This is a genomic window from Paenibacillus sp. JSM ZJ436 (assembly GCF_044383795.1).
Taxonomy (GTDB): Bacteria; Bacillota; Bacilli; order Paenibacillales; family Paenibacillaceae; genus Paenibacillus_AQ; species Paenibacillus_AQ algicola.
This window is the reverse complement of record NZ_JBISEO010000009.1, coordinates 94074-117545: the sequence shown is the minus strand read 5'-3', so window position 1 is coordinate 117545 and position 23472 is coordinate 94074. Positions and strand designations below refer to the sequence as shown.

16 protein-coding genes are annotated in these 23472 nt (G+C 55.5%); 14 read left to right on the top strand and 2 right to left on the bottom strand.

All coding sequences use genetic code 11. From position 1 onward, the window contains the following. Position 1 precedes the first annotated feature (1 nt). The 11 genes from ACH6EH_RS13260 to ACH6EH_RS13210 all read left to right on the top strand — a co-directional run bounded on the left by ACH6EH_RS13260 (position 2) and on the right by ACH6EH_RS13210 (position 17081). Complete coding sequence (locus tag ACH6EH_RS13260; protein WP_208204366.1) at positions 2-532, top strand: sterol desaturase family protein; 531 nt, start codon at positions 2-4, stop codon at positions 530-532. A gap of 30 nt (positions 533-562) precedes the next feature. After that, positions 563-1801 carry an LLM class flavin-dependent oxidoreductase gene (locus ACH6EH_RS13255; protein ID WP_208204356.1) on the top strand — a complete coding sequence of 413 codons (1239 nt, stop codon included), beginning with the start codon at positions 563-565 and terminating at the stop codon, positions 1799-1801. A 34-nt stretch (positions 1802-1835) separates the two neighbouring features. Then, positions 1836-3134, top strand: coding sequence for an MFS transporter (locus ACH6EH_RS13250; RefSeq protein ID WP_397332659.1), 1299 nt, complete (start codon positions 1836-1838; stop codon positions 3132-3134). Beyond that, the gene (locus ACH6EH_RS13245; RefSeq protein WP_397332658.1) at positions 3124-3804 is read left to right on the top strand and encodes an MBL fold metallo-hydrolase; all 681 of its coding nucleotides are present in this window, start codon (positions 3124-3126) and stop codon (positions 3802-3804) included. Before ACH6EH_RS13250 ends, ACH6EH_RS13245 begins: the two co-directional genes overlap by 11 nt. A gap of 65 nt (positions 3805-3869) precedes the next feature. After that, positions 3870-4592 carry a 4'-phosphopantetheinyl transferase family protein gene (locus ACH6EH_RS13240; RefSeq protein ID WP_397332657.1) on the top strand — a complete coding sequence of 241 codons (723 nt, stop codon included), beginning with the start codon at positions 3870-3872 and terminating at the stop codon, positions 4590-4592. Between the two features lie 161 nt (positions 4593-4753). Beyond that, positions 4754-7042 carry a helix-turn-helix domain-containing protein gene (locus ACH6EH_RS13235; protein ID WP_397332656.1) on the top strand — a complete coding sequence of 763 codons (2289 nt, stop codon included), beginning with the start codon at positions 4754-4756 and terminating at the stop codon, positions 7040-7042. A 571-nt stretch (positions 7043-7613) separates the two neighbouring features. Continuing rightward, a complete protein-coding gene (locus ACH6EH_RS13230; protein ID WP_397332655.1) occupies positions 7614-9152 on the top strand; it encodes an extracellular solute-binding protein in 1539 nt (512 codons plus the stop codon). Positions 9153-9242: 90 nt separating this feature from the next. Beyond that, positions 9243-10304, top strand: a complete 1062-nt coding sequence (locus ACH6EH_RS13225) for a glycoside hydrolase family 88 protein (RefSeq protein ID WP_397332653.1) — start codon at positions 9243-9245, stop codon at positions 10302-10304. Then, positions 10297-12582 carry a polysaccharide lyase 8 family protein gene (locus tag ACH6EH_RS13220; RefSeq protein WP_397332652.1) on the top strand — a complete coding sequence of 762 codons (2286 nt, stop codon included), beginning with the start codon at positions 10297-10299 and terminating at the stop codon, positions 12580-12582. Before ACH6EH_RS13225 ends, ACH6EH_RS13220 begins: the two co-directional genes overlap by 8 nt. Positions 12583-12614: 32 nt before the next feature. Next, positions 12615-15689: a sugar-binding protein gene (locus ACH6EH_RS13215; RefSeq protein ID WP_397332651.1), complete on the top strand. Its 3075-nt coding sequence runs from the start codon at positions 12615-12617 to the stop codon at positions 15687-15689. Positions 15690-15779: 90 nt separating this feature from the next. Further along, positions 15780-17081, top strand: a complete 1302-nt coding sequence (locus ACH6EH_RS13210) for a sulfatase family protein (RefSeq protein WP_397332650.1) — start codon at positions 15780-15782, stop codon at positions 17079-17081. A gap of 143 nt (positions 17082-17224) precedes the next feature. On the opposite strand, the gene ACH6EH_RS13205 is transcribed toward ACH6EH_RS13210, so the two are convergent. Next, complete coding sequence (locus ACH6EH_RS13205) at positions 17225-18349, bottom strand: glycoside hydrolase family 88 protein (RefSeq protein WP_397332649.1); 1125 nt, start codon at positions 18347-18349, stop codon at positions 17225-17227. 105 nt (positions 18350-18454) lie between these two features. On the opposite strand from ACH6EH_RS13205, the gene ACH6EH_RS13200 reads away from it, so the two are divergent. Continuing rightward, positions 18455-19372, top strand: coding sequence for an AraC family transcriptional regulator (locus ACH6EH_RS13200; RefSeq protein WP_397332648.1), 918 nt, complete (start codon positions 18455-18457; stop codon positions 19370-19372). A gap of 32 nt (positions 19373-19404) precedes the next feature. On the opposite strand, the gene ACH6EH_RS13195 is transcribed toward ACH6EH_RS13200, so the two are convergent. Continuing rightward, the gene (locus tag ACH6EH_RS13195; protein WP_208204347.1) at positions 19405-20403 is read right to left on the bottom strand and encodes a LacI family DNA-binding transcriptional regulator; all 999 of its coding nucleotides are present in this window, start codon (positions 20401-20403) and stop codon (positions 19405-19407) included. Positions 20404-20526: 123 nt separating this feature from the next. On the opposite strand from ACH6EH_RS13195, the gene ACH6EH_RS13190 reads away from it, so the two are divergent. Together ACH6EH_RS13190 and ACH6EH_RS13185 are read left to right on the top strand one after the other, a co-directional pair. Next, entirely contained in the window at positions 20527-21909 is a 1383-nt protein-coding gene (locus ACH6EH_RS13190; RefSeq protein WP_397332647.1) for an FAD-dependent oxidoreductase, read from the top strand. A 6-nt stretch (positions 21910-21915) separates the two neighbouring features. Next, positions 21916-23355, top strand: coding sequence for a sulfatase-like hydrolase/transferase (locus ACH6EH_RS13185; protein WP_397332646.1), 1440 nt, complete (start codon positions 21916-21918; stop codon positions 23353-23355). Positions 23356-23472 lie beyond the last annotated feature (117 nt).

Sequence of the window (23472 nt, the reverse complement as noted above, 5' to 3'; positions counted from 1 at the left end):
GATGATATTCGTAGGCAAGCTGGTGCTGTATTTCCTGCTGTGGACACTGTACTCCTACACGATGCACGTTCTGGCCCACATTCCGCACAAAAAAAACTTCCTGCATCACATTCACATGGCCCACCACAAATACGACTATGGAGATTCCAAGTGGCCGCCATGGCATGATTTCTTTTTCTGGTTTGGCGGGTGGAAGGAAAGTCTGGATGTGTGGCTGACCTTTACCCTGCCGATTGTCGTGCTGATGTTCTTTGATCCGGTGTATGGCATCATCCTATTCGCCTTTCATTATATTTATGAAATTTTTCTGTCCCGGAACGTCCTGGACCATAACCCGAATCTGACCGGCAAATTCACGAACATTATTCCCGTCGGCGTGTTTCACCTGAAGCACCACAAGCTGTACAAATGCAACTATTCCTTTTTCATTTCCTTATGGGACTATCTGTTCCGCACCAACGACAGCCACGTCAAAAAGAAGCTGAAGCAGCGGAGACGCAGCCAGGAGACCGTGTACAAGCAAGGCTCGTGATCATAATCTGTGGAAAAGGCGGTTGATTTCATGAACGATCTGGAAAAAAAGCTCTCCTCGCTTTCTCCCGAGCAGCGCAGCATGCTGGAGGCGCGCCTGAAGCAGCGCTCGGCTGCGCCGGACACAGCCGGTGCGGCCGGTGCCGCCGGTGCCGCCGGGGAGAAGGGGATTTCTATCAGTGACAGCCTGCGCCAAAAGGGAATGGGCTTCTCGCTCATCTTCTTCTCCGGCGACGGCTCGACAGACGGTCCTGACAAATATCGCCTGGTACTGGAAAGCGCCAAATTCGCGGATCAGAACGGGTTTCAGGCGATCTGGACCCCGGAGCGTCACTTCCAGGCTGTCGGCGGACTGTATCCCAATCCGTCGGTGCTGAGTGCCGCCTTGGCTACCATTACAGACAACATCCAGCTGCGGGCAGGCAGCGTCGTGCTGCCTCTGCACCATCCGCTGCGGGTCGCGGAGGAGTGGTCGCTGGTGGACAATTTATCCCGGGGCCGGGCGGCCATATCGGTAGCCACGGGCTGGCACCCCGCCGACTTTATATTGAAGCCGGAATATTACGAGAACCGCAAGGAAGTGATGTATGAGCATCTGGAGCTTATCCGGCGGCTGTGGAGAGGCGAGTCGGTGGAATGCAAGGATATTTCGGGCCAGCAGGTAGAGGTGGCGGTGCTGCCGAAGCCGGTGCAGCCAGAGCTTCCCGTCTTCCTGACGGCTTCGGGGAATCCGGCGACCTGGAGTAAGGCTGGAGAGCAGGGCTTTCATGTGCTCTGCTCCATGGCAACACATACACTGGATGCGCTGAAGGAGCGGATTCAGCTGTACCGGGAGCAGCGCGCCAAGCATGGACATGATCCCGAAGCCGGCATCGTCTCGGTGATGGTCCACACCTGTGTCGGCGAAAAGGATCAGGAGGTGAAGGAGCAGGTCAGAGGCCCGCTCCGGGATTATTTAGACACCTTTTTAGATCAATATGAGACGCTGAATCCACTGAAGGACGAGCAGTCCGAGGTCGGCAGTATGCTGAGCAGCAGCCGGGACGCGCTGATTACCTTCGCCTTCGAGAAATATTTTCAGATCAGCTCATTAATGGGCTCCAAGGAGAAATGTGCCGCCATGATCGAGAAGCTGCACCGCATCGGAGTCGATGAGGTGGCCTGCCTGCTGGACTTCGGGCTGGAATTTCAGCAGGTGATGGAGGGACTGGAGCATTTGAATGAGTTGAGGTCCTGGTTTACTCCGGCGAAGCTGCAGGTTCCTGTATAGAGCAAGGCATTTCACAAAAAAAGAAGGTGAGAGGATGGAAGTAGAAATCCAGCAGGGAAACAGCAGCATCCATCCGGCGCGTACGGTTTGGGGAGATCGTAATTTTTTGAAGCTGTGGACGGGGCAGTCCCTCTCCATGTTTGGCTCCCAGATTACGGCGATGGCTCTTCCGCTGATTGCGGCACTGTCGCTGAAGTCATCACCGCTGCAAATGGGAATTTTACATGCTGTTGAATATGCGCCCTTTCTGCTGTTCGGATTGGTGGCCGGGGTGTGGGTGGATCGGCTTCCGAAGCGGCCGCTGCTGATTGCTGCGGATTTCAGCCGGGCTGCACTGCTCATGAGCATTCCGATTCTGGCATGGGCCGGGCTCCTGAATTTCTTCTATGTATGCCTGGTCGCGTTCGTGGTGGGAGTCTGCACCACCTTTTATTCAATCGGATATCAGTCCATCCTGCCCTACATGCTGAGGAAGGACCTGCTAGTGGATGCCAATGCGAAGATGGAGCTGAGCCGGTCTGCCGCCGGTGTAACCGGACCGGGCTTGTCCGGCCTGCTCGTCCAGTGGCTGAGCGGCGCAGTTGCTATTGTGCTGGATGCCTTCTCATTTCTTATATCGGGCCTGCTAACCTGTAGAGTGCAGGTGGACGAGCCGCCGCGGCAAGTGAAGCAATCGCTCCTTTCAGGCCTTTCGCGGGAGATTGGCGAGGGCATGCGCCTGGTGTTTCAGAATCATTATTTGCGCTCCATTGCCGCTTGCTCGGCTAGCTTTAATTTCTTCTATAATATGATCCTCGCCGTCATCATTGTGTACACGACCAGGACACTCGGCTTCAGTCCCGCCGAGATTGGCCTGGTGATGACGCTCGGCTCGCTGGGGGCCGTGCTGAGCGTAGTGTTCAGCGGCCGGCTTGTTGCCCGGTTCGGCCTGGGTCCTGTTATTGCAGGGTCTGCACTGGGACAAGGGCTGGGATTTCTGTTTCTGTTCGGCGCAGCCGGCACGAAAACGGCGGCGTTCCTTATGATCCTCTTGTCCATGTTTATCGTCTCGCTGACGACAACGGTATACAATGTGGCGCAGATCAGCTTCCGGCAATCGATCACAGCGCCGGACATGCTGGGACGGATGAACGCTACAATGCGTTTTGTCGTCTGGGGCGTCATTCCGCTCGGAGCCCTGTCAGGCGGGGCGCTGGGCACCTGGATCGGGCTGTATGAAACGATTTGCGCTGCTGCCTGCGGCGGGGCCCTTTCGTTTCTGTGGATCTGGAGCTCACCCGTTAGAACGGTTCAGGAGGGGAAGCGAGGGGAGGCTGCAAAGGATGAACCGTAACACATATCAGCTTGAAATCCTTCGCGTATGCAGCGACAGGTATATCAATTACAGCTACCTGATCGTGGACCGCAAGAGCAGGCAGGCGGCGGTCGTAGACCCTGCCTGGCAGCTGGAAGCTATTGAGGCGGCGCTGGAACGCTATGAGGCAAAGCTGAGTACGATTTTGCTGACCCACTCTCACAAGGATCATGTGCATCTCGTACCGCCGCTGTGCCAGCGATATGCTCCGCACGTATTTATGATGCAGAAGGAGCTGGACTATTATCATTTTAGCGCTCCTTCCCTGCATGGGCTGAAAGACGGCGAGGAGCTGAAGGTAGGGCATACCTCGATCACCGGACTACTCACACCGGGACATACGGCGGGCGGGGGATGCTACTGGCTGGAGGGGAGCCTGTTTACCGGGGATACAATTTTTACAGAGGGCTGCGGCATGTGTTCGTCGGAAGGCAGTGATCCTGTGGAGATGTATTACAGCGTCAAACGGCTTCAGCAGCTTATGCCGCCAGACACCAGGGTGTATCCGGGACATTCCTTTGGTGAGCGGCCAGGTCAGAGCATGAGCCGCCTGCACGAGATGAATGCTTACTTCCAGATCGCCTCTTTGGAGCATTTTGTATCCTTCCGGATGCGGAAGGGGCAGACCTCATTGATGAGCTTTCACTAACGGCCAGCAGGGTCTTCAGGCAAGCCCAATACCCTCTTCAATGAGGGAGAAAAGAGGTGGGAGTTATGCTGATGTATGCAGTGCATGTGGGGAACGGCTACGCTTCCTCTCAGCTGGAAGCCGGCTTGTCCCTTCTCAGCCGTGACAAAGAGAGGCGGATTCGCCAGCTTGTCCGCCGGGAGGATCAGGTTCGAAGCACCGCCGGCCAGCTGCTGTCGGCCTGGCTCATCTCGGCATACAGGGGCGTATTTCCAGAGAGCAGCCAGCTGACAAGGACGACTTATGGCAAGCCATACTGGCTTGCGGATCCGGAATGCTGCTTTAACATTTCCCATTCCGGGGAGTGGGTGGTCGGTGTCATCGGCGGGGTTCCGGTCGGAATCGATGTTGAAGAGGTACAGGACATAGATCTCTCCGTGTCAGACATGGTATTCTCAGCCCCGGAGCGAGAGGCGCTGTCAGCCCGGAAGGGTGCCGACGCGAGAGAGTACTTCTATACGCTTTGGACGTGCAAGGAAAGCTGCCTGAAGGCGATGGGTACGGGATTCTCCTACCCGCCCCGCGACATTACGATTCAACCTGAAGCCGGGCATCTGCACATTCAGGACGGAGACCGCCTGATTCCCTATACCTTAAGAACGTATGACGCGCTGGGCAGCGGCTACAAGCTCGCAGTATGTGCCAGGGGCATGGGGAGTAAGCTGCCGCTGCAGCCTGAAATACTGGATGCCGGGGAGCTGCTGGAGGCGTGCTGCCTGCAGCGCCTGGATGATACTTTGTGCAAATAAGGATTGATTGTTACATCCTTTTTATGCTAGGGTAAAGCCAGTAAAAGCGTTCACAAAGAGGTGCTGCTTCGGCAGCATCTCTTTGCTGTCAAGGCGCGCAAATGATGATTCTGCGCTATACTATATACATCAGTGCGATCTCGTTGAGGATGTGTTTACTTATGAAGCTGAATGGTTATCTGCAGAGATTGATTGCGTTTACTTTGCTGCTGAGCATGCTGCCTGTCGCCATTCTTGGTATTTTTTCTTACTTTAAATCATCATCAGACATTCAGGACAAGGTCAATGACGGAAACATGCTGCGCCTAAAGCAGACGCAGATGACCGTGGAGCAGGTGCTGAAGACTGTGGAGCATACCGCGGTGCGGTTTGCCAATTCCCCGCTGGTGAATGACCATATTGACGTGTCTTTAACGCCGCATGAGTTTGGCATCGTTGGCGATTTAATGAACGAGCTGACGACGCTGTCCGGCGGCCAGCTTCAATATATGGACCCGGTTCTGATCAGTGTACGGGAGGGCTGGGCCGTCAGTGATGACGGTCTGAGCCCTATGGCCGACAAGATCGGATACGATGAGCTGAACTATTATTTGGAGCGTCCGGGACAGTCCTTCTGGATCAGTGAGGCCGGCGATCCCTTCACGGGCAGTCAGGCCGGAGATATTAATCTCGTCATCAAAATTCCACTGAATGACCGCAACCCGTCCGGCCTGCTGCTGGTGCGCACGTCGTCGGGAGACGTGAACCGCCACATTTTCAAGAGCCAGCGCTCCGGGAGCATCATGGTTCTGGACCATCAGGATCGGGTGCTGCTGTCCGAAACCGAGCTGGCTATAGGAGACAATGCGGCGCGCCATGGCTTCTTTCAGGATATTCAGAATACTGGCCTCACATCCGGCTACACCGAAAGTGATGTTGGCGAGGAGCGCTCAGCCATTAGCTTTATTGAGTCCAGCTATAATGGCTGGTCCTATCTATCCATCGTTTCGATTGATGATATAACGAGCGAATCGCGCATGATCGGCTGGCTGACGCTGGTTATCTGTGTCATGACTCTGTTGTTCACGTCGCTGATCTCTTTCTTCGGCTCCTTCCGAATGTATCAGCCGATCCGGAGTCTGTATGATCTGTCTGCGCAGATGACCGGGACGACGGCAGAGCCGCTCGCCCGGGGCGGGGATGAGTTCCGGATTATTAGCGAGCGGATCCAGCGGCTGGATATGAACCGGAGCCGCCTGACGGAGCAGCTGGACCGGCAGGTGGAGCAGCTGAATGAATTTTTTATGCTGAAGCTGCTGCACGGCGAAATTCCCCGCAAGGACATTGGAGAACGGCTTCATATGTTCGGATACGATGAATCCACCATGCATCAGTGTGTGCTGGCCATTCAGATTGATACGCTGGAAGGCACTCTGTACGAGGAGAAGGATAAGGATTTAATGCTCTTCGCTATGAAAAATATAGTGACCGAGCTTGCGCCATCCCAAGGACTGCATGCCTGCATGGTGACGGGACATAGCGTAATTGTGGTGCGCGGCAGCAATCAATCCTCGAAGGAGCAGTTTCTTCAGGAGCTGTATGCCGAGGCGGAGACGTTCCAGAAGGAGATCAAGCATTATTTGAAGCTGAAGGCCAGCATTGGCATCAGCAGGGTATACAGCGACTTCGAACAGCTGCCTTTAGCCTATAGTGAAAGCGTAGAGGCGCTTAAATACCGGATGAAGCTGGGCTATGAGTCCATTCTGTTTATTGAGGACATGACCTCAGGCGGCGGCAATCTGGCTTATCCGGAGCAGCTGGAGAACCGGCTGCTGGATGCCGTGAAGGAGACCAATGCCGATCAGGCCGTGACTCTGCTGGAGGAATGGGTCAATGAGCTGTTCCGGACAGAGCTGAGAATTGATGAATACCGGCTGTCCCTGGTGCGGCTGCTGACCCAGATTATGCGGATTGTGCAGGATACCGGGGAATCGCTGCGTTGGCAGGATCAGGAGAACAAGTCGGTCATTGACCAGCTGTTTGAGCTGAACAGCAGACAGGATATTCTGGAGTGGTTCCGGGATACCGTCATTGCCCCAGCAGTTACACTGCTGGATGAACGGCGGGGCGAGAAATACAAGTCGATCTCCGATGAGGTCATCCGCATCATTCATGAGGAATACGACACCGATCTGACACTGGAGGAGTGTGCAGCAAGGCTCCACTATCATCCCAGCTACATTTGGCGCATCCTGCGGAAGGAGTCCGGCATCAGCTTCAGTGAATACCTGGCTCAGCATCGGCTGAAGATGGCCAAGCAGTGGCTGGAGGAAACAGAAATGACGATTACAGAAATTGCCGAGCGGCTTCGTTACAACAATGCCCAGAACTTTATTCGCTACTTTAAGAAAATGGAGGGCGTATCGCCCGGCAAATACAGAAAGCAGCATCATGATCCCGATGCCTCCTGAGACCCGTGTCTCGGGAGCTTTTTGTATATAATCATTCTGTTGAATTTATCGAGCAATCATTGTCTACACAGAGATTATTGCCTTGATATGACACTCGCGGCGGCGTTTGAGGGCTGAAACGGGGGCTTGGGCTGAAGTTATGGAAATGAGCAGGGAAAAGATTATATACGGTTATAGAGCAGGGTGATAGATTAAGGACTATAGAATGTTTAAAGATGTCCTTCTTCGTAACCGTTTACATGCTGTGATGGAAGACTCCCTGATCCCTATGAGCCACTGCTTCTCCCGGTTTTGTTCATGCTGGTAAATGCTGCAGCTGCACTTTTTTGCGCTGGGGCACCCCGAAGAGACTAGTTTGACGCTATAATTTAGAGTAATGACAGTGATTCAGGAGAGATCGCAGCGCGTTGCTCTTTACGGCCTGACCCTTGCTGCAGTGAGTCGCAGTGAGGGCCTCATGAGAGGCTGAGCGTTCAAGTTAACCCAGGCTGACCCCTCTGTCATATGCGTCGTCTGGCAGGAATGCTAGCGACTGGCAACCAGACCTGATACCTTCAAGGGAGGCAAGCACATGATCACATTAGGGCGAACATGGAGAGGGCTTTGGACCTTGGCAGGGATACTCCTGCTAATGGCCGGCCTGATGTCCGGCTGCTCGGAGGAAAGCAATGAGGCGGCTGTGGGAAGCAGCCGGGAAGGCGGAGCCGGCTCCGGGAATGAGCCTTTCCCTATGAAGCTGATGATCCCCGGTCTCAATGCCGAGAATCCGGGCAAGGACAATGCGTTTCATCAAGCCATTGAGCAGTATACGAATAGTAGTCTGGACATCACCTGGGTGCCGCAGGATACCTATGACGAGAAGAGCAATCTGCTCATGGTTTCCGGCGAGCTGCCTGACCTGATGTATGTAAAGAGCATGAAGTCCTCCAGCTTTCTGAATGCTATTAAAGCGGGAGCGTTTTGGGAGATTGGCCCCGAGCTCAAGAACTATCCGAACCTGAGTCAGGCCAATGAAGAGATTCTGGACAACCTGGCGATTGACGGAAAGGTGTATGCCGTTTACCGGCACTCTGCGCCGGCACAGGTCGGGGTCACGTACCGGAAAGACTGGCTGGAGCGGCTTGGATTATCAGAGCCCCGGACGCCGGAGGAGTTCTACAAGCTGCTGAAGGCGTTCAAGGAGAACGATCCGGACCAGAACGGCAAGGATGATACGTACGGCTTTATTTACTGGAAAGAAGACTTTCTGTCGATGTTCCGCATTCTGGCCAATTGGTATGGCAGTCCGAATATTTGGGGTGTGGACGAGAACGGAGAGCTCATCCCGGATTTTGTGACCAAAGAATATATGGACGCTCTTAATTTCATGAAAAGGCTGTATGACGAAGAGCTGATGAATCCTAACTTTGCCGTCCTTGCCGGAGCCAAAGCGAATGATATGTTTCTTGCCGGCGAGGGAGGAGCCATGTTCAGCTCTCTCAACAATCCGGCGGCCTGGTCGGCTGCCGGCAAGACAGAGCCGGGCGCAGAGCTGGGCGTATTCTCCACATTGGAAGCCAGATACGGGAAGAGAGCGCGGGCCGGCAGCGGATATCTCGGGGTCTATATGATTCCCAAGCGCTCCGTCCAGACAGAGGAGCAATTTCATCGCATTCTGCAATTCCTGGACCAGATGAATGATGCACCAATGCAGAACCTGCTGGAGTACGGAATCGAGGGCAGGCACTATAAGGTGGAGGACGGCAAGGCCGTCATGCTGGACACCGAGCTGATGCAGAGTGAGATTCTGGATTACAAGCATCTGCAGCTAAAGGTAGCGATGAATTTGCTGCCGGCGGGAGGACTGCATCCCGTGCAGGAGAAGGTGGAGGAGCTAAAGGCTGCCAATGAGGAGTATGCCGTGTACAATCCGGCGCAGCCGTTTGATTCCAATACCTACACAAAGAAGGGACAGCAGCTGGATGATATGCGATATGACATGATGGCGAAATATGTGATGGGCGATCTGGATGCCGAAGGCTACCAGAAGGCTGTGCAGAAATGGATGGATGCCGGGGGCAGCAAGGTCATAGAGGAGCTGAACCAGCAGTACCGGCGGTCGAAAAAATAAGGAAATCTATGAACCATGAGCAAGATTTCTGGAGAAAAGCAAGAAGCGGATCGATCCAAAGAATGAACAGGAGAAGGGAGCAAATTACACATGAATACTATGGAACAATCTCAATTACTGGAACGTTTGCTGCATCGCGTAGAGGGCATTGAATCGGACGTATGGCGCCTCAGAATGGATTTCTGGGAGTGGAACTCCGGTGTCTGCCTGTTCGGGATCATCAAGGCGTATGAAGCAACCGGCGAGAAGAAATATCTGTCTTTTCTGAGTGAGTGGTACGACCGGAACGTTGAGCAGCGCAAGACGGGCTCGGTGAATACGGTCATTCCGGCGAACGTAGCCCTGCTCCTGCTGAAGGAAACCGGGGATGCTAAATATGCAGCCATCTGCGAGGAATATGCCGACTGGTGCCTGAACGTTTCGCTCAAGACGACCAATGGGGGGCTTGCTCACGTATGGAGCGAGGGCGGCCTTGAGGACTACAAAAATCAGCTGTGGATCGATTCCCTGTTTATGGCTGGCCTGTTCATGCTCCGCTATGGTGCCTGGAGCCGGAACGAGAAGCTGCTGGCAGCAGGGAAAGAGCAGTTTGATATTCATATCCGTTCCCAGTTTGATCCGGAGGCGGGGCTGTTCTATCACGGCTATCACTGTCTGGAACAGAAGCCGCTGGGTGAATTCTGGGGCAGAGGCAACGGCTGGGCTGCTGCGAGCCTGATTGAATTAATTGAGAATCAAGGAGTAGACAGCGCGGAAGGCCGCTATGTGGAGGTGTTCCAGCGTCTGATGGAGAAGGGCTATCAGCTTCGCCTGAAGGACGGGATGCTCCGCACCCTGCCGGAGCTGGAGGAGGCCTATCCGGAAGCAACTGCAACCGCATTGTTCGGCTACGCTGCGCTGAAGGGCGTCAGACTTGGCATTTTGGAAAATAAATTTGAGGCCTGGGGCCGGCAGACCACAGAGACCTTGGCGCAGCATGTGTCGGAAGAAGGAATTCCGCAATCCGCCTCCGGCGGCACCGATTGTCAGGAGAAGGAAGGCTATCTGCAGGTTCCTTACACCGAGACGCTGTATGCGTACGGAGTCCTGTTCATGCTGTATGGAGAGGCGATCAAGCTGACGGAAGAATCCCAGGAGACTGCCGATGTTTGATATGCTGCTGGAACGGTGGAGATTTCTGCTGGTTGGCGGAGCGGCTGCAGAGTCAGGCCGCTCCCCGGCCCGCGGGAATGACGGAGATAAGCAGAGCCAGGCGGTGACCCGCTTTGTACAGTCAATGACACCTGACCACGGGGAAACACTGTGGAGCGATCTGCCGAAGCTCATCAATGCGGCCGATCTGCACCATAATTACTCCCGGCTTTACGAAATGACACTGGCACTGGAAACCGCCGGTTCGTCGCTTTATCAAGACAGCGCTTTAGAGCAGTCGATACTGCAAGGCCTGGAATGGATGTATGAGCACCGCTACAACGAGCAGGTACCGACTTACGGCAATTGGTGGTACTGGGAGATTGGCTCGCCGCTGCTTCTGGTCAATATCCTCTGCCTGATGAAGGAGCGGCTGACGCCGGAGAGAATGGTTCAATATCTTCGTCCCGTGCACCGGTTTGTGCCGAATCCGCTGATGATGCGGACGGCCGATCTGCCGGAGCCTTATCTCTCTACCGGCGCGAATCGGGTGTGGAAATCCCGCGCCTTTCTATTCTATTCCTTGCTGCATGAAGATGCAGAAGGGATTGCTGCGGCAAGAGATGCGCTTTCGCCAGTTTTTGGAACCGTTTCCGCAGGGGACGGCTTCTACCCGGACGGATCATTCATTCAGCATAAGAAATTTCCGTATACCGGCGGGTATGGCAAATCGCTGCTGAAGGAGCTTGCAGAGCTGACCTTTGTGCTGCAGGGCTCGCAGTGGACCATCTCCAAAGAACAAGCGGATGAGATGGCCGGCTGGGTCCAGCATTCCTTCGCTCCCTTTATCTTCCGAGGGCTCATGATGGAGATGGTTCGGGGCAGGGAGCTGTCGCGCCAGACTCCGGGAAGCCACGCCAATGTTCAGGCGGTGGCCGTGGCGTCGCTGCAGCTGGCTAAAGCCGCTTCACCGGAGCCTGCCGCCTGGCTGCGTAGCCAGGCCAAGCAATGGCTGCTAGCACTCTCCGAGGGCTGGGGGGATACCGGCCTGGGACCTGCCGCGGCTTCTCTAGCTCGGGAGGTGCTTCAAGACGAAAGTATTGAGCCGGCCGAAGAGAAGGTCTTCTGCAAGGTGTTTGCCAGTATGGACCGGGCCGTATCGAGAGCACCGGGCCATGCCTTGGGCGTGAGTATGTTCTCCGAGCGGATCGGCAGCTATGAATCGATCAATGGTGAGAACTTAAAGGGCTGGTACACTGCCCATGGCATGACGTATCTGTATAACTCCGATTTACGGGTATACGCTGATGGCTTCTGGCCTACGGTGAATCCGCACCGGCTGCCGGGGACGACCGTGAGCACGGTGCCAAGGCAGGACGGCTTCGGGCTGAACCGTCCGCTGCTGGGACAGTTTGCCGGCGGCGTGCAATGCGGACAGGACAGCGGTCTGGTCGGTATGGAGCTCGTAGAGCCGGACGAATTCCGGGCCCGGAAATCCTGGTTTCTGTTCGGAGAAGTCTACGCTTGTCTGGGAACGGTGCTGGAAGGAGCAGCCGGGGCGACCGAAACGATCGTGGACAACCGGATGCTGAATCAAGAGGGCAGTAACGTGCTTCTGATCGACGGACAGGAGGGCGTGAAGGAATCCGGCGACACCTTGGCGTCAAGCCCAGCGTGGATGCATCTGTCCGGCAGTGTTCCTGGAGCCGATATAGGCTACGTATTCCCGGATGCCGGCCTCCTGCAGGTGCTGAGAGAAGCCCGGAGCGGCAGCTGGAGAGAGCTGGATAACAAGGGCTCGGCGGAATTGGTTACCAGACATTATCTCACAGCCTGGTTTGAGCACGATGCGACGGCACAGGATGAGGGCTATGCCTATATGCTGCTGCCTGGGGCTAGCCCACAGGAAACAGCCCGCTATGCCGCCGAACCAGGCATCCACATCTTGGCCTGCACCCGCGAGGTCCACGCGGTAGCTGAGCCGGGGCAAGGCAGGTTCGCCGCCTTCTTCTGGGAGGACGGGGTGAAATCGGCGGGACCGATCACTTGTGACCAGCGTGCTAGTGTCATGGTGAAGGAAAGCGAAGAACGTATTGAAGTGTGTGTTGCGGATCCGACGCATGCCGAGGAAGGAACCATCGAGCTGGAGCTCGCCATTTTAGCCGGACGGGAGGTGATCGCCTGCAGTGAATTGATCGCCGTGACTCAGCTACAGCCCACGGTGAAGCTAACGTTTCAAAGGAAAGGGGCAAGAGGTGCGACACAATGCGTCGTATTTTCGAAAATCGAAGCATCCTGATTCAAGATTAAACTTCTGGAGGAGATGCCAAAATGAATTCATCATTTATGAAAACGATTTCGATTATGCTTGTGATCTGTCTGTCATTATCCTGGATTGGAACTACAAATACTGCAGTAGAGGCTCAGGGAAATCCCCCTTTGCTGTTTAATGATTTTGAGGACGGGAATACCTCAGATTGGAACCTTCCTTCTGGTTTTGCCCTGCATACCGACAATGGAAACAAAATGCTCCGGTATGTATATCAGTCTGGCAGCTCTACGCGCAAGTATGCGGTAGCAGGCAGCTCGGACTGGAGCCAGTACGCGGTAGAGGCGAAGCTTCAAAGCTCCTCGGACAGCAACAGTATTGGCGTGTATGCCAGATACGGGGGAGAAAATAACCATTATCTGCTTCGGCTGGATACAGGGAGCGACACACTCTCTCTTGTCAAAAAGCTGAACGGTAACGCGACACTGCTGGATTCGGCGCCTGTCGTGCTCGATCTGAACACGCTGTATACCGTCAAGCTTGCTGTAGACGGAAACCAGCTCACAGGCTATGTAGACGGGACGCCGCTGCTTTCGGCGACGGACAGCTCGCTCACCAAGGGCAAGATTGCCATTGGCGGCTACAGCAAGTCCAGCTATAGCGTGGATGACGTTCTGGTCAGCGACCTGAGAACGGCCGTGTCCATCGACGTTCAGCCTGACAGCCCAGTGCTGCTCGTGGATGAGGTCCGCAAGCTGAGCTCGACGGTGCTGGATCAGGGCGGACAGCCGATGAACGACGCAGCGGTATGCTGGAGCAGTGATGATGCTGCAATAGCAGCCGTAGACAGCGCCGGTAACGTGACGGCTGTCGCTGCAGGCACAACAACGATCCGTGCTTCCTTTAACAATCTGGAGGCTACCGCAGCGGTAACCGTGCAGGAGCTGGAGGAAGAGCTTCCGCTGGAGCTGAAGCGTACGCTTCAGCCGATCGCGGTCGATGGCGTGCTGGATGAAAGCGTCTGGAATCTGGACCGTACGGCACGCAAAGCCGTTTTGGGCACCAGCGGCAATACGGTAAATTTCGGGACGCTCTGGGATGACAAATACTTATACGTTGGCGTGAAGGTGTTTGATGATCAGCTCTACAGTGATTCCGAGGATTCCTACGAGAATGACTCTGTCGAGGTGTTCATCGACGGTGACCACAATCACGGCTCGACCTATGATGTGAATGATTGGCATTTCCGTAAAGGGTACAACGATGATGCGCTCTTCGAGCGATTGAATGAGCGGATCGGCGTGCAGCATGCCTCCGCTGCGATTCCTGGCGGGTACGCGGTCGAGCTGGCCATTCCTTGGCTGAATCTCGGCCTGACGGCAGAGGCGGGCCTTGATTTCGGATTTGATCTTGCCGTCAATGACGACGATAACGGCGGTGCAAGGGAAGCGCAGCTCGTCTGGAACGGCATTGCAGATAACTACAAGAATACGGTCGCTTTCGGCGACGCCACCTTGCTGGCGGACACGGTAGGCACGGCGGTTACAGTACCGGCTCCGGCGGCGGTAGACCGGTACGTGACGCCGCAGGGCGCAGGTACGAAGGATGGCAGCAGCTGGGCGAATGCCTTGGCCGGAGATCAGGTCGGCGGCCTTCAGGCAGCCTGGGATGCTACCGGGGATGCCAACACGCTGTATATCGGCAGCGGCACCTACACCGTTCCGCAAACCGTGACCCTGACTCGTGGCGGTACGGACCGAGAGAACTGGAAGAAGCTTCAGGGTGTCGATACCGGTGCCGGGGTGCCTGTATTCCAGGGAGACTGGTCGCTGCAAAATCAAGTCAACCGTTCGCTGATTGATGTGCCGCTGGGCGTCAGCTACTGGCAGATCGAGGACATTGTCATCGAAAATTACTATTATGGTATCTATGCGAATGGACAGCATACCGGCATCCGCGTCGTGGATGTGGATATGCATAATATGAGCGACGGTGTGTACTTGTGGGGCCGGGCAACCCGTTCCAATCCGGACGCGGGCTCCCATGATATTATGATCAAGGGCGGCACATATACGAATTACACGAAAAGTGCGGTTCGATTCCGTAACGGCAACTATTTGGCCAGTGTTATTGGCGTAACGGCAGATGCCGGCGGTCAGGCTAACTTCACATCCGGCAACTTCCCGATGGGCTTCAGAATTGGCAACTCACCGGAATCGGAATATATTTTTGACCATGATATCGTGTTCCAGGATGTCGTGAGCAGCAACAGCTGGCATGAGAATGGCAGCAGTAATTACTGGAATGGAGATGGCTTTAGTGCGGAGCGACAGGTATACAACCTGACCTATGTACGCAGCAAGGCGTTTGACAGCACGGACGGCGGCTGGGATGACAAGTCGATCAACCCGGTGTTTATTGATACGGTTGCGTTCGGCAACAAGCGGAATTACCGGATCTGGTCTGCCGATAAAGCGGTATTTATGAGAGCGATCGGCGGTTATTCCTACAAGCGCGGCGGTAACAGTGACTCCATCGGGCTGTGGGTCGGCAGCGCAGTCGGCAAAGCTGAAATGTACTACAGCACCCTGTACAACAATGCGCAGTCCGAGATTTCCCTGGAGGGCCCGACCAACCAGGTAGATCTGTACAACTCCATCATCGGCGACAGCCGGGGAGGAGACCTGTACACGCTGAACGGCGGTCAGGTGAATGCTTATCAGACTGAGGAATACTCCGCAGGAATTCAAGGCACGGACCCGCAGCTGGTGAATGGCTCGAATGCGAACTGGAAAGGCGACAGTACGGATTTCAACAGCCAGCTGTACGGCGCTTCCAAGGGCTATCATTATCCGGGACCGAGCACGGCACCGTACACTGTACAGATCAGTACCTCTAGCATTGCACTGGATTCATTCGAGCAGTTGACCGTCCATGCACAGGTGCTGGATCCATCGGGGCAGCCGGTGAGCGATCCGGAGGAAGTCATCTGGTACAGCGATGACGCAAGCCTGGCACGGCTGCTGCAATCCCGCGGCGCTGAAGCTGTCATTGAGGGCTTGAGTGCGGGCAGCACCGAGCTGGTAGCAATGTATAAAGGAGCCGAGGCGAAAGTCACGGTATCCGTGACGGAATAAAAGACAGGGGAGGGATCAAGGCGGCAGCAACTGCGCCGGGTCCCTTCCCTCCGTCTGTTTTTATATAAACATACAAAAGGAGTTCGTGAGATGAACATCATATACTTGCATACGCACGATACTGGAAGATACATTCAGCCATACGGCTACGCCGTTCCGACGCCGAACCTGATGGAGCTGGCGCGCGGAGGAACCTTGTTCCGCCAGGCCTTCTGTGCTGCACCTACCTGCTCACCGAGCCGGGCTGCGCTGCTGACAGGCATGGCTCCGCATTCCAACGGTATGCTGGGACTGACGCACCGGGGCTTTCTGCTGAATGATTACAAGGAGCACCTGGTTTCGTTCCTGTCGGACCAGGGATATGAGACCGCCTTGTGCGGCGTTCAGCATGAAGCGCCGGACAAAGCGATCCTCGGATATGAGCACCTGCTTGAGCCTGAGGCTGCACCGGAGCAGGAGCATGAGGACGTAAGATGTGCCGAGCGGGCCGCAGCTTATATTCGTGAAGATCGGGAGCGGCCGTTCTTCCTGTCGCTGGGGCTGTTTAACACTCACCGGGAGTTCCCGGAGAGAGACCCGGAGGTGAATCCGAACTATGTGCTGCCTCCGCACCCGTTCCCGGATACGGCTCAGAACCGCGAGGATATGGCGAATTATATCAGCTCTGCCAAGCTGATGGATCGCTGTGTCGGCATTGTGATGGAGGCGCTGAAGGCATCGGGGCAGGAGGACAGCACACTGCTGATCTTTACAACCGATCACGGCCTCGCCTTCCCGCACATGAAATGCAGCCTGTACGATACAGGAATCGGGGTCGCGCTAATGATGAAGAAGCCGGGACTCATCCGGGCCGGACATGTCGAGGATTCGCTGGTATCCCAGGTGGATCTGTTCCCGACGCTGTGCGACATGCTGGGCGTAGAGCAGCCAGAAAGGCTGCAGGGCGTATCCTTGCTGCCGCTCATTGAAGGAAGCCGCGACAAGGTTCGGGAGGAGATTTTTGCGGAGGTCACCTTCCATGCTGCCTATGAGCCGATGCGGTGTATCCGGACCGACCGGTACAAGCTGATCCGCTGGTTTGATGAGCATGACGGACTGGTGCCGGCGAATATCGACGATTCCCCGACCAAGAGCTTCCTGGTAGAGCAGGGGCTGCTGAGCACACGAAGAGAGCCGGTAGAGCTGTATGATCTGTACCTTGATCCGGTGGAGCGGGTCAATGTCGTCCGGGATGAAGCGTATGCCGGCATATATCAAGACCTGTCCTCGCGCCTGATGGCCTGGATGGAGGAAACCGGCGATCCTTTGCTGCATGGTAAGGTGCAGAAGCCGGAGGGAGCGCGCATCAACAAGGTAAGCTGTGTCAGCAACCAGGTTCCCGACTATGAATAAATAGACGTATTACAGCGGCTTTCTCTCCCGCCCGCTATGGCGCTGGTGCGGAGAGAGCCGCTTTTTATGATACAACGAAACAGACCGGCCCAAGGAGATCGTCAGGATCTTCTCGGGCCGGTCTGTTTCAATTGTCAGAAGGCTTACTCGTACCAGTAGCCTTTATGTCCGCGTTCCATACGCATCAGGGCTTCCAGATAGAAATAATCGCCCCAGATGGTGAAATCGTCCGGATTATTACCTTTGCGAACACTGTATGAGCCATGCTTGATAAAGCCTTGTGCTTCCGGCTCTTGAATGGTGGAATATTCAGGGTCCATCAATCCGCTCATGCAATCGTCGAAGCCCTTCTGCAGCCAGCCTCTTGCGTCATGATCTGCCGCAAGCAGCTTGAGCATTTCATGAATACCGCAGGCCGCAATGGCGTTAGCAGAGCTGTCCCGGTTCGTGTCGGCGTGAATCGGTGCATCGAAATCCCAGTACACAACCTTGTCCTCCGGCAGGCGGTCCAGGAAGAAGCGGGTCATGCGCAGTGCCGTTTCCAGATAGAGCGGGTCTTTGGTGTATTTGTACGACAGCGTAAAGCCGTAAATGCCCCATGCCTGTCCGCGTGTCCAGGTCGAGCCGTTAGTATAGCCCTGATGAGTAGCTCCGCGGAGCGCTTCACCGGTCTCTTGGTCGAAGTAGAAGGTATGGTATGAAGAGTCATCACCGCGAACCAGGAAACGGCGGCTTTTGTTGGCGTGGTTAGTAGCCACATCCAGGTAGCTCTGCTTGCCCGTCATTTCATACGCCCAGTACAGGATCGGCAGATTCATCAGGCAGTCAATGATCATCCGTCCGCCATTGCTTGCATCGCCCTCAGGGCCCCAGGCCTGAAGCACACCGGTTGTAGAACGCCAGCGTCTCATCAGCATATCGGCCGCATCAAGAGTCAGCTGCTTGGCAGCCGGGTCCTTGTCAATCATCCACTGTGCCTTCGAGGACAAGGAGAACAGGAATCCGATATCATGTGTATCCATCTTGATCTGCTGATCCAGGCGCTCCTTGAAGCTGTCTACCGTCCGGCGTGCTGCCGTGCGGAACACCTCGTCTCCGCTGTATTCATAGCACAGCCACAAAATGCCGGACCAGAACCCGTTCGTCCAGTTGGCATTAGGCAATAGCATATACTCATCATTTTTACTGCATTGCGGATAGGCATCTCCGAAACGCTCAATGTTTAATCTTGTTTTCTCTACCGCATCTTCAATCGCTTGCTTCCACATACACTCAGCCTCCTCGTTATTCTCTCTCTATCATAAAAGAAAACGGTTACCCTTAGTGCATGCTGGTTGTGTTAAAATGTAGCTATATTGTTGTATTGGGAGTGTATGATGGGAAACAACCGACTTCAGACCATTGACTTTATTACGATGCCTTTTCGCTCCAGTATTATGGCAAAGGCCGATCTTTCGTACAGCGGCTACTTCCATTATCATCAGGGGGTGGAGCTGCTCTATATCCATGAGGGAAGCGGGACGCTGGTGCTGGACCAGCAGGTACACACCATGAAGCCTGGCGATCTATATATTTTTCAGCCGTTTCAGCTGCATCATGTCAAAGCCGATGTTGGCGAAGAAACGCCGTATGTCCGCTCCAGAATTCAGTTCGAGCCGCAGGTATTTCAGCGATATTTTGAGCCCTTTGAGCAGCTGATGGAGGTCTATCAGCATCTATGGAAGGGAGCGATGCAAAAACAGGTGTTCTGCCTCATGCCGCAGCATGCTCCGATCGAGACGCTGCTGCAGTACTATGGCACAGCGTCTATGCTGCCGGGACACGAGCGAGGGCGCATGGAGCGGTTTGCGACGCTCCTGCAGCAGCTGCTGCTGGCGGTTCAGGGGCAGCTGCAGGATGTGCTGCCGCAGCCAGGCTTTGCCGCTACGCGGAGCCTGACCCATTCCGAGGCAGTGCTGCAATGGGTCGAGCAGCATTACGCGGAGCCGTATCGACTGGAGGTGCTGGCGGAGGAGCTTCATATATCCAAGTACCATCTGCTGCACACCTTCAAGCGGGAGACCGGCAGCACGATCACGGACTACATTCAGGTGAGAAGGATGAAGGAGGCCTGCCAGCTGCTCGGCAGCAGCTCTTTGCCGGTCGCAGACATCGGCACACAGGTGGGTTGGCCGGTGGCGTCACATTTTGTACAGCGGTTCAAGAAGTGGACCGGTGTGACGCCCCATCAGTACCGCAAGCGTCAGCGCAGAGCTATGGCAGAGCTTGAAGTGAAGCCGGATCAGGCCTGAGGAAGGGAAGGGCTTAAGCGGGCCCGGGACGCCTAGATCTCGGCAATCGTGCTTCCTTCCATAAAGGAGCCGGTAATCCGGGAATGCATGACCGGCTGATGGGGATGCGCAATTCTCCACAGCATGCGGTCTGCGGCCTCAAATCCGGTTTCCTTGATGAGCAGCTGCGGACGGCTGAGCAAGGGAAGGCCGGGAGGCTGCTCATTGACGAGCGCCGCCATGGAGCAATCCTTCGGGATGCTTACCCCGGCACCCGTAAGGGCTTCGTAAATCCGGCTGCAATCCTCGTCAATCCCGCACAGCACGGCCGTCGGCCGGAAGCGGCGGTAGCTGTCCAGAAAGGCCTCTGCCGAAGTGTGCATGAGCGGCAAGCCCCGGTCATTCATGGCTTCATCGAACGCCTGCCGCCGGAGCACATACCCCCGCTGTGAATGTGCATCTCCGACATAGAGGATAGAGCGGTGGCCCCCGGCATATAAAGCGTCCACTGCCTGATAGATCGCCTCCTGCACATCCCACACTACACTATCGACCTGCGAGAGCGGCTTCGGATAGTTAATGAGCGTCTTGGCGAGCGGCAGTGACAGCAGCTTGTTCTCGATCAGGCTAGAGCGGATTCGCGGCGCGATCAGGAGCCCGTCGGCATGCAAAATGTTGTGCTGCTGGACCCACTCCTGAAATTGCGGGTCGGTCCAGTCCTCATCCAGCACATACCGCTCCAGCTGATGATCAAACTGTCCAAAGCGCTCCTCCAGCCCGTCGGTCAGCAGCCGGTTATAGTTCAGGGACTGGTGCGATTGAACAAAGATAAAGCGAAGGCGTATGGATGGATACGGTGCAATGCCCTGCCTTGCCATTTCCCGGGCCTGTGCGGTCGACAAATAGCCGCGGACGTAAGCCGCGCGCAAAATCCGCCCCCGCGTTTCCTCCGACATGCCGGGCCGTCCCCGCAGGGCCTTGGAAATCGTCTGAACCGAGATGCCAAGCTCCAAGGATAAATCCTCCAGTGTGGCTGCTTTTCTTCTACCCATAGCCGGTTGAGTCGCCTCCTTATGTACAGTCATTCTTCTTATCTTAAACAAAAATGAAACTATATTAAAGTGCGTTCCCTGCCTATAATGAGACTCAGATCAATCGGAAGGAGCGACAACACCATGAAACATACGAAGCTTCAAAGAATGGATGCAGATATTGTCGTCTGCGGCGGAGGTCCCGCAGGCATTAACGCAGCGCTGGCTGCCGGCCGCAGCGGAGCCAAGACGATTCTGATTGAAAGGTACGGCTTTCTCGGCGGCATGTCCACGATTGCACTGGTCTATCCGTGGATGACGTTCCACACGACAGAGGGCAAGCAGGTCATTGGCGGCATCGCTCAGGAAATTGTAGACCGGCTGCAGGCAGCGGGCGCTTCCCCGGGCCATGTTCGGGACACCGTTGGCTTTGTAAATACGATTACTCCATATGATCCGGAATATTATAAGATTCTTATGTTTGATATGCTCCGTGAAGCAGGCGTTACCGTCCTGCTGCACAGCTTTATGGATGAGGTTCATACCGTGGATGACGTGATCGAGTCCATTGAGGTGACGACCAAGTCCGGGCGCTTCAACATCTATGCCAAGCAGTTTGTAGATACGACGGGAGATGCGGATCTGGCGTTCCTGTCCGGGGCACCGTGCCTGCAGGGCCGGGAAGGCGATAAGCAGACCCAGCCGATGACGATGAAATTCCGGATGCGCGGCGTCGATCTGGATGAGGTCAAGCAGTACATGATCGACCATCCGGACGAATTCTACAAAAAGACTCCGTTTGACGAGTTAGAGGAGCTGCCATTATCGGGAGTGCTGGGCTACTACAAGCACTGGAAGGAAGCTGACCTGCCGATCAACCGGGATCAGGTGCTCTTCTTTACCGGTCCGGGACCCGACGAGGTACTGGTAAATACGACCCGCGTACAAGGTCTGGACGGAACCAATGTTCAGGATCTGACAGAAGCCGAGGTGCTGGGCCGCAAGCAGGTCAAAATGGTATCCGATTTCATGAGAAATTGTCTGCCGGGCTTCCAGAACGCTTCCCTGTCCTCTGTAGGCACCCAGATCGGGATTCGGGAAACGCGCCGTATTGACGGCCAGTACGCGCTGCAGGTGCAGGATGTGCTGCAGGGTAAGCCATTCCCGGACTGCATCGCGCGCAGCGGGTACCCGATTGACATTCATGACCCGACAGGCAAAGGCGTGGAAGCAGCCTGGGTCGAGGGAGACGGAGCGTATGACATTCCTTACCGCTGTCTGCTGCCTCAAAAGATCAACAACCTGCTCGTCGCCGGACGCTGTATCTCGACAACGCATGAAACTCTGGCCACGACCCGCCTGACGCCAAGCTGTATGGCAACAGGACAAGCTGCGGGCGCTGCGGCAGGACTGTCGGTCAAGCACAGCATTGCTCCGAGCGAGGTTAATATTGAGGAGCTTCAAGCCGTACTGCGCAGTCAGGGTGCAATGCTGGACCGCGATGACAGCCTGGAGGAAGGAGTCTGAGCCAAGATGAGCAGGAAGCCGAATATTTTACTGATTACGACGGATCAGCAGCGGGCGGACTGCCTCGGTATTGAGAAGTCTGCACATCCGGTCATGACGCCGCATCTGGATCAGCTTGCTGACGAAGGTGTGCGCTTCTCCCGGGCTTATAGTGACTGTCCGCTGTGTATTCCTTCCCGCACGACGATCATGACAGGGAAAGCAGCCTACGAGCACGGGGTGGATACGAACGGAGAATTCCGTATTCCCGAGGAGCGGGAGCATACGCTGCCGGGGCGTCTGACCTCGGTAGGATACCAGACCCATGCGGCCGGCAAAATGCATTTCTATCCTCCGCGCAACCGCAATGGATTTGAACGCATGCGCCTCCTTCCGGAGGATTATGTCAATGATCTGGAGCGCACGGAATATAAAGGCATGTACCGGGGACATGGACTCGGAGGCAATGAGGTCTATCCTGTATTCAGCGCTGTTCCGATTCAGCATACGTCCACGCACTGGACGGTTTCGGAATCCATTGATTTTCTGAGACAGCGGGACGGAGAATCGCCCTTCTTCATGTGGACCAGCTTTGAAGCGCCGCATCCGCCGTTCGATCCGCCGGAGCAGTTTGTGTCGCTGTACCGGGATCTGCCGATATCGAAGCCGCTGGCGGGAGCATGGACCGGAGAAGGTGAGCCAGAATGGGTGCACCACCGCCGTTTGTCCCGCAAGCTGGACCGGCTGAATGATGAGGTCATTCTGGCTGCACGCAAGCATTATTATGCGATGATTACGCATATTGACTACGAGCTGGGACGTTTGTTCGGAGAGCTGAAGCAGCAAGGACTGTGGGATAATACGATCATCGTCTTTGCCTCCGACCACGGCGAAATGCTGGGAGACCATGGCTTGTTCCACAAGTCCTGCTTCTACGACCCTTCCGCGCGGGTTCCGCTGATCATCAAGCCAGGCGGCGACGTCAAGCTTCCGCTTGGACCGGGCAGTGTCTGCGACCGTCCGGTCATGCTGGCCGATCTGTATCCGACTCTGACCCAGCTGGCAGGCTGCAGTGTGGAGACGGATCGGGATCAACGGGCTGGACGCTCTCTGATCGAAGCGATGGAGGACCCGAACGGGGAAAGAGTCCTGCTTGGTTACATCCAGGATGAAGGCGGATTGTATATGAGTACGGATGGGAAATGGAAGTATGTATACTACGCCCAAGATGCCAAAGAGCAGCTGTTCCATCTGGAGAGTGATCCGTACGAGATGCAGGATCTTGCGCCGGAGCCGGAGCATGCTGAGCGGCTTGCGCATTACCGCAGCCTGCTTTCCGAGCGCTTTCCGGACACCGCTGCGGCTGAAGGCCGCAAAGGGCGGTCATCCGAGGATGACGAGCGGAAGCACCGCCAGAAGAATCCTTTCGCTTGGCGGGGACCGATTCGCTACGGCGGCCACTGGTAAGATCATTGTAGAATTCGGCTACTCAGCCATAGCTGCATAAATATTTAACACCATAAACCGTTTCTCGGACAAGAGAAGGGCACTGCCGCCTGGACTCTGACGAGGGGCGGTTTTTTG

Coding starts and splice junctions, on each gene's coding strand:
- ACH6EH_RS13260 (WP_208204366.1), top strand. CDS start 2: ATGATATTCGTAGGCAAGCTGGTGCTGTATTTCCTGCTGTGGACACTG.
- ACH6EH_RS13255 (WP_208204356.1), top strand. CDS start 563: ATGAACGATCTGGAAAAAAAGCTCTCCTCGCTTTCTCCCGAGCAGCGC.
- ACH6EH_RS13250 (WP_397332659.1), top strand. CDS start 1,836: ATGGAAGTAGAAATCCAGCAGGGAAACAGCAGCATCCATCCGGCGCGT.
- ACH6EH_RS13245 (WP_397332658.1), top strand. CDS start 3,124: ATGAACCGTAACACATATCAGCTTGAAATCCTTCGCGTATGCAGCGAC.
- ACH6EH_RS13240 (WP_397332657.1), top strand. CDS start 3,870: ATGCTGATGTATGCAGTGCATGTGGGGAACGGCTACGCTTCCTCTCAG.
- ACH6EH_RS13235 (WP_397332656.1), top strand. CDS start 4,754: ATGAAGCTGAATGGTTATCTGCAGAGATTGATTGCGTTTACTTTGCTG.
- ACH6EH_RS13230 (WP_397332655.1), top strand. CDS start 7,614: ATGATCACATTAGGGCGAACATGGAGAGGGCTTTGGACCTTGGCAGGG.
- ACH6EH_RS13225 (WP_397332653.1), top strand. CDS start 9,243: ATGAATACTATGGAACAATCTCAATTACTGGAACGTTTGCTGCATCGC.
- ACH6EH_RS13220 (WP_397332652.1), top strand. CDS start 10,297: ATGTTTGATATGCTGCTGGAACGGTGGAGATTTCTGCTGGTTGGCGGA.
- ACH6EH_RS13215 (WP_397332651.1), top strand. CDS start 12,615: ATGAATTCATCATTTATGAAAACGATTTCGATTATGCTTGTGATCTGT.
- ACH6EH_RS13210 (WP_397332650.1), top strand. CDS start 15,780: ATGAACATCATATACTTGCATACGCACGATACTGGAAGATACATTCAG.
- ACH6EH_RS13205 (WP_397332649.1), bottom strand. CDS start 18,349: ATGTGGAAGCAAGCGATTGAAGATGCGGTAGAGAAAACAAGATTAAAC.
- ACH6EH_RS13200 (WP_397332648.1), top strand. CDS start 18,455: ATGATGGGAAACAACCGACTTCAGACCATTGACTTTATTACGATGCCT.
- ACH6EH_RS13195 (WP_208204347.1), bottom strand. CDS start 20,403: ATGGGTAGAAGAAAAGCAGCCACACTGGAGGATTTATCCTTGGAGCTT.
- ACH6EH_RS13190 (WP_397332647.1), top strand. CDS start 20,527: ATGAAACATACGAAGCTTCAAAGAATGGATGCAGATATTGTCGTCTGC.
- ACH6EH_RS13185 (WP_397332646.1), top strand. CDS start 21,916: ATGAGCAGGAAGCCGAATATTTTACTGATTACGACGGATCAGCAGCGG.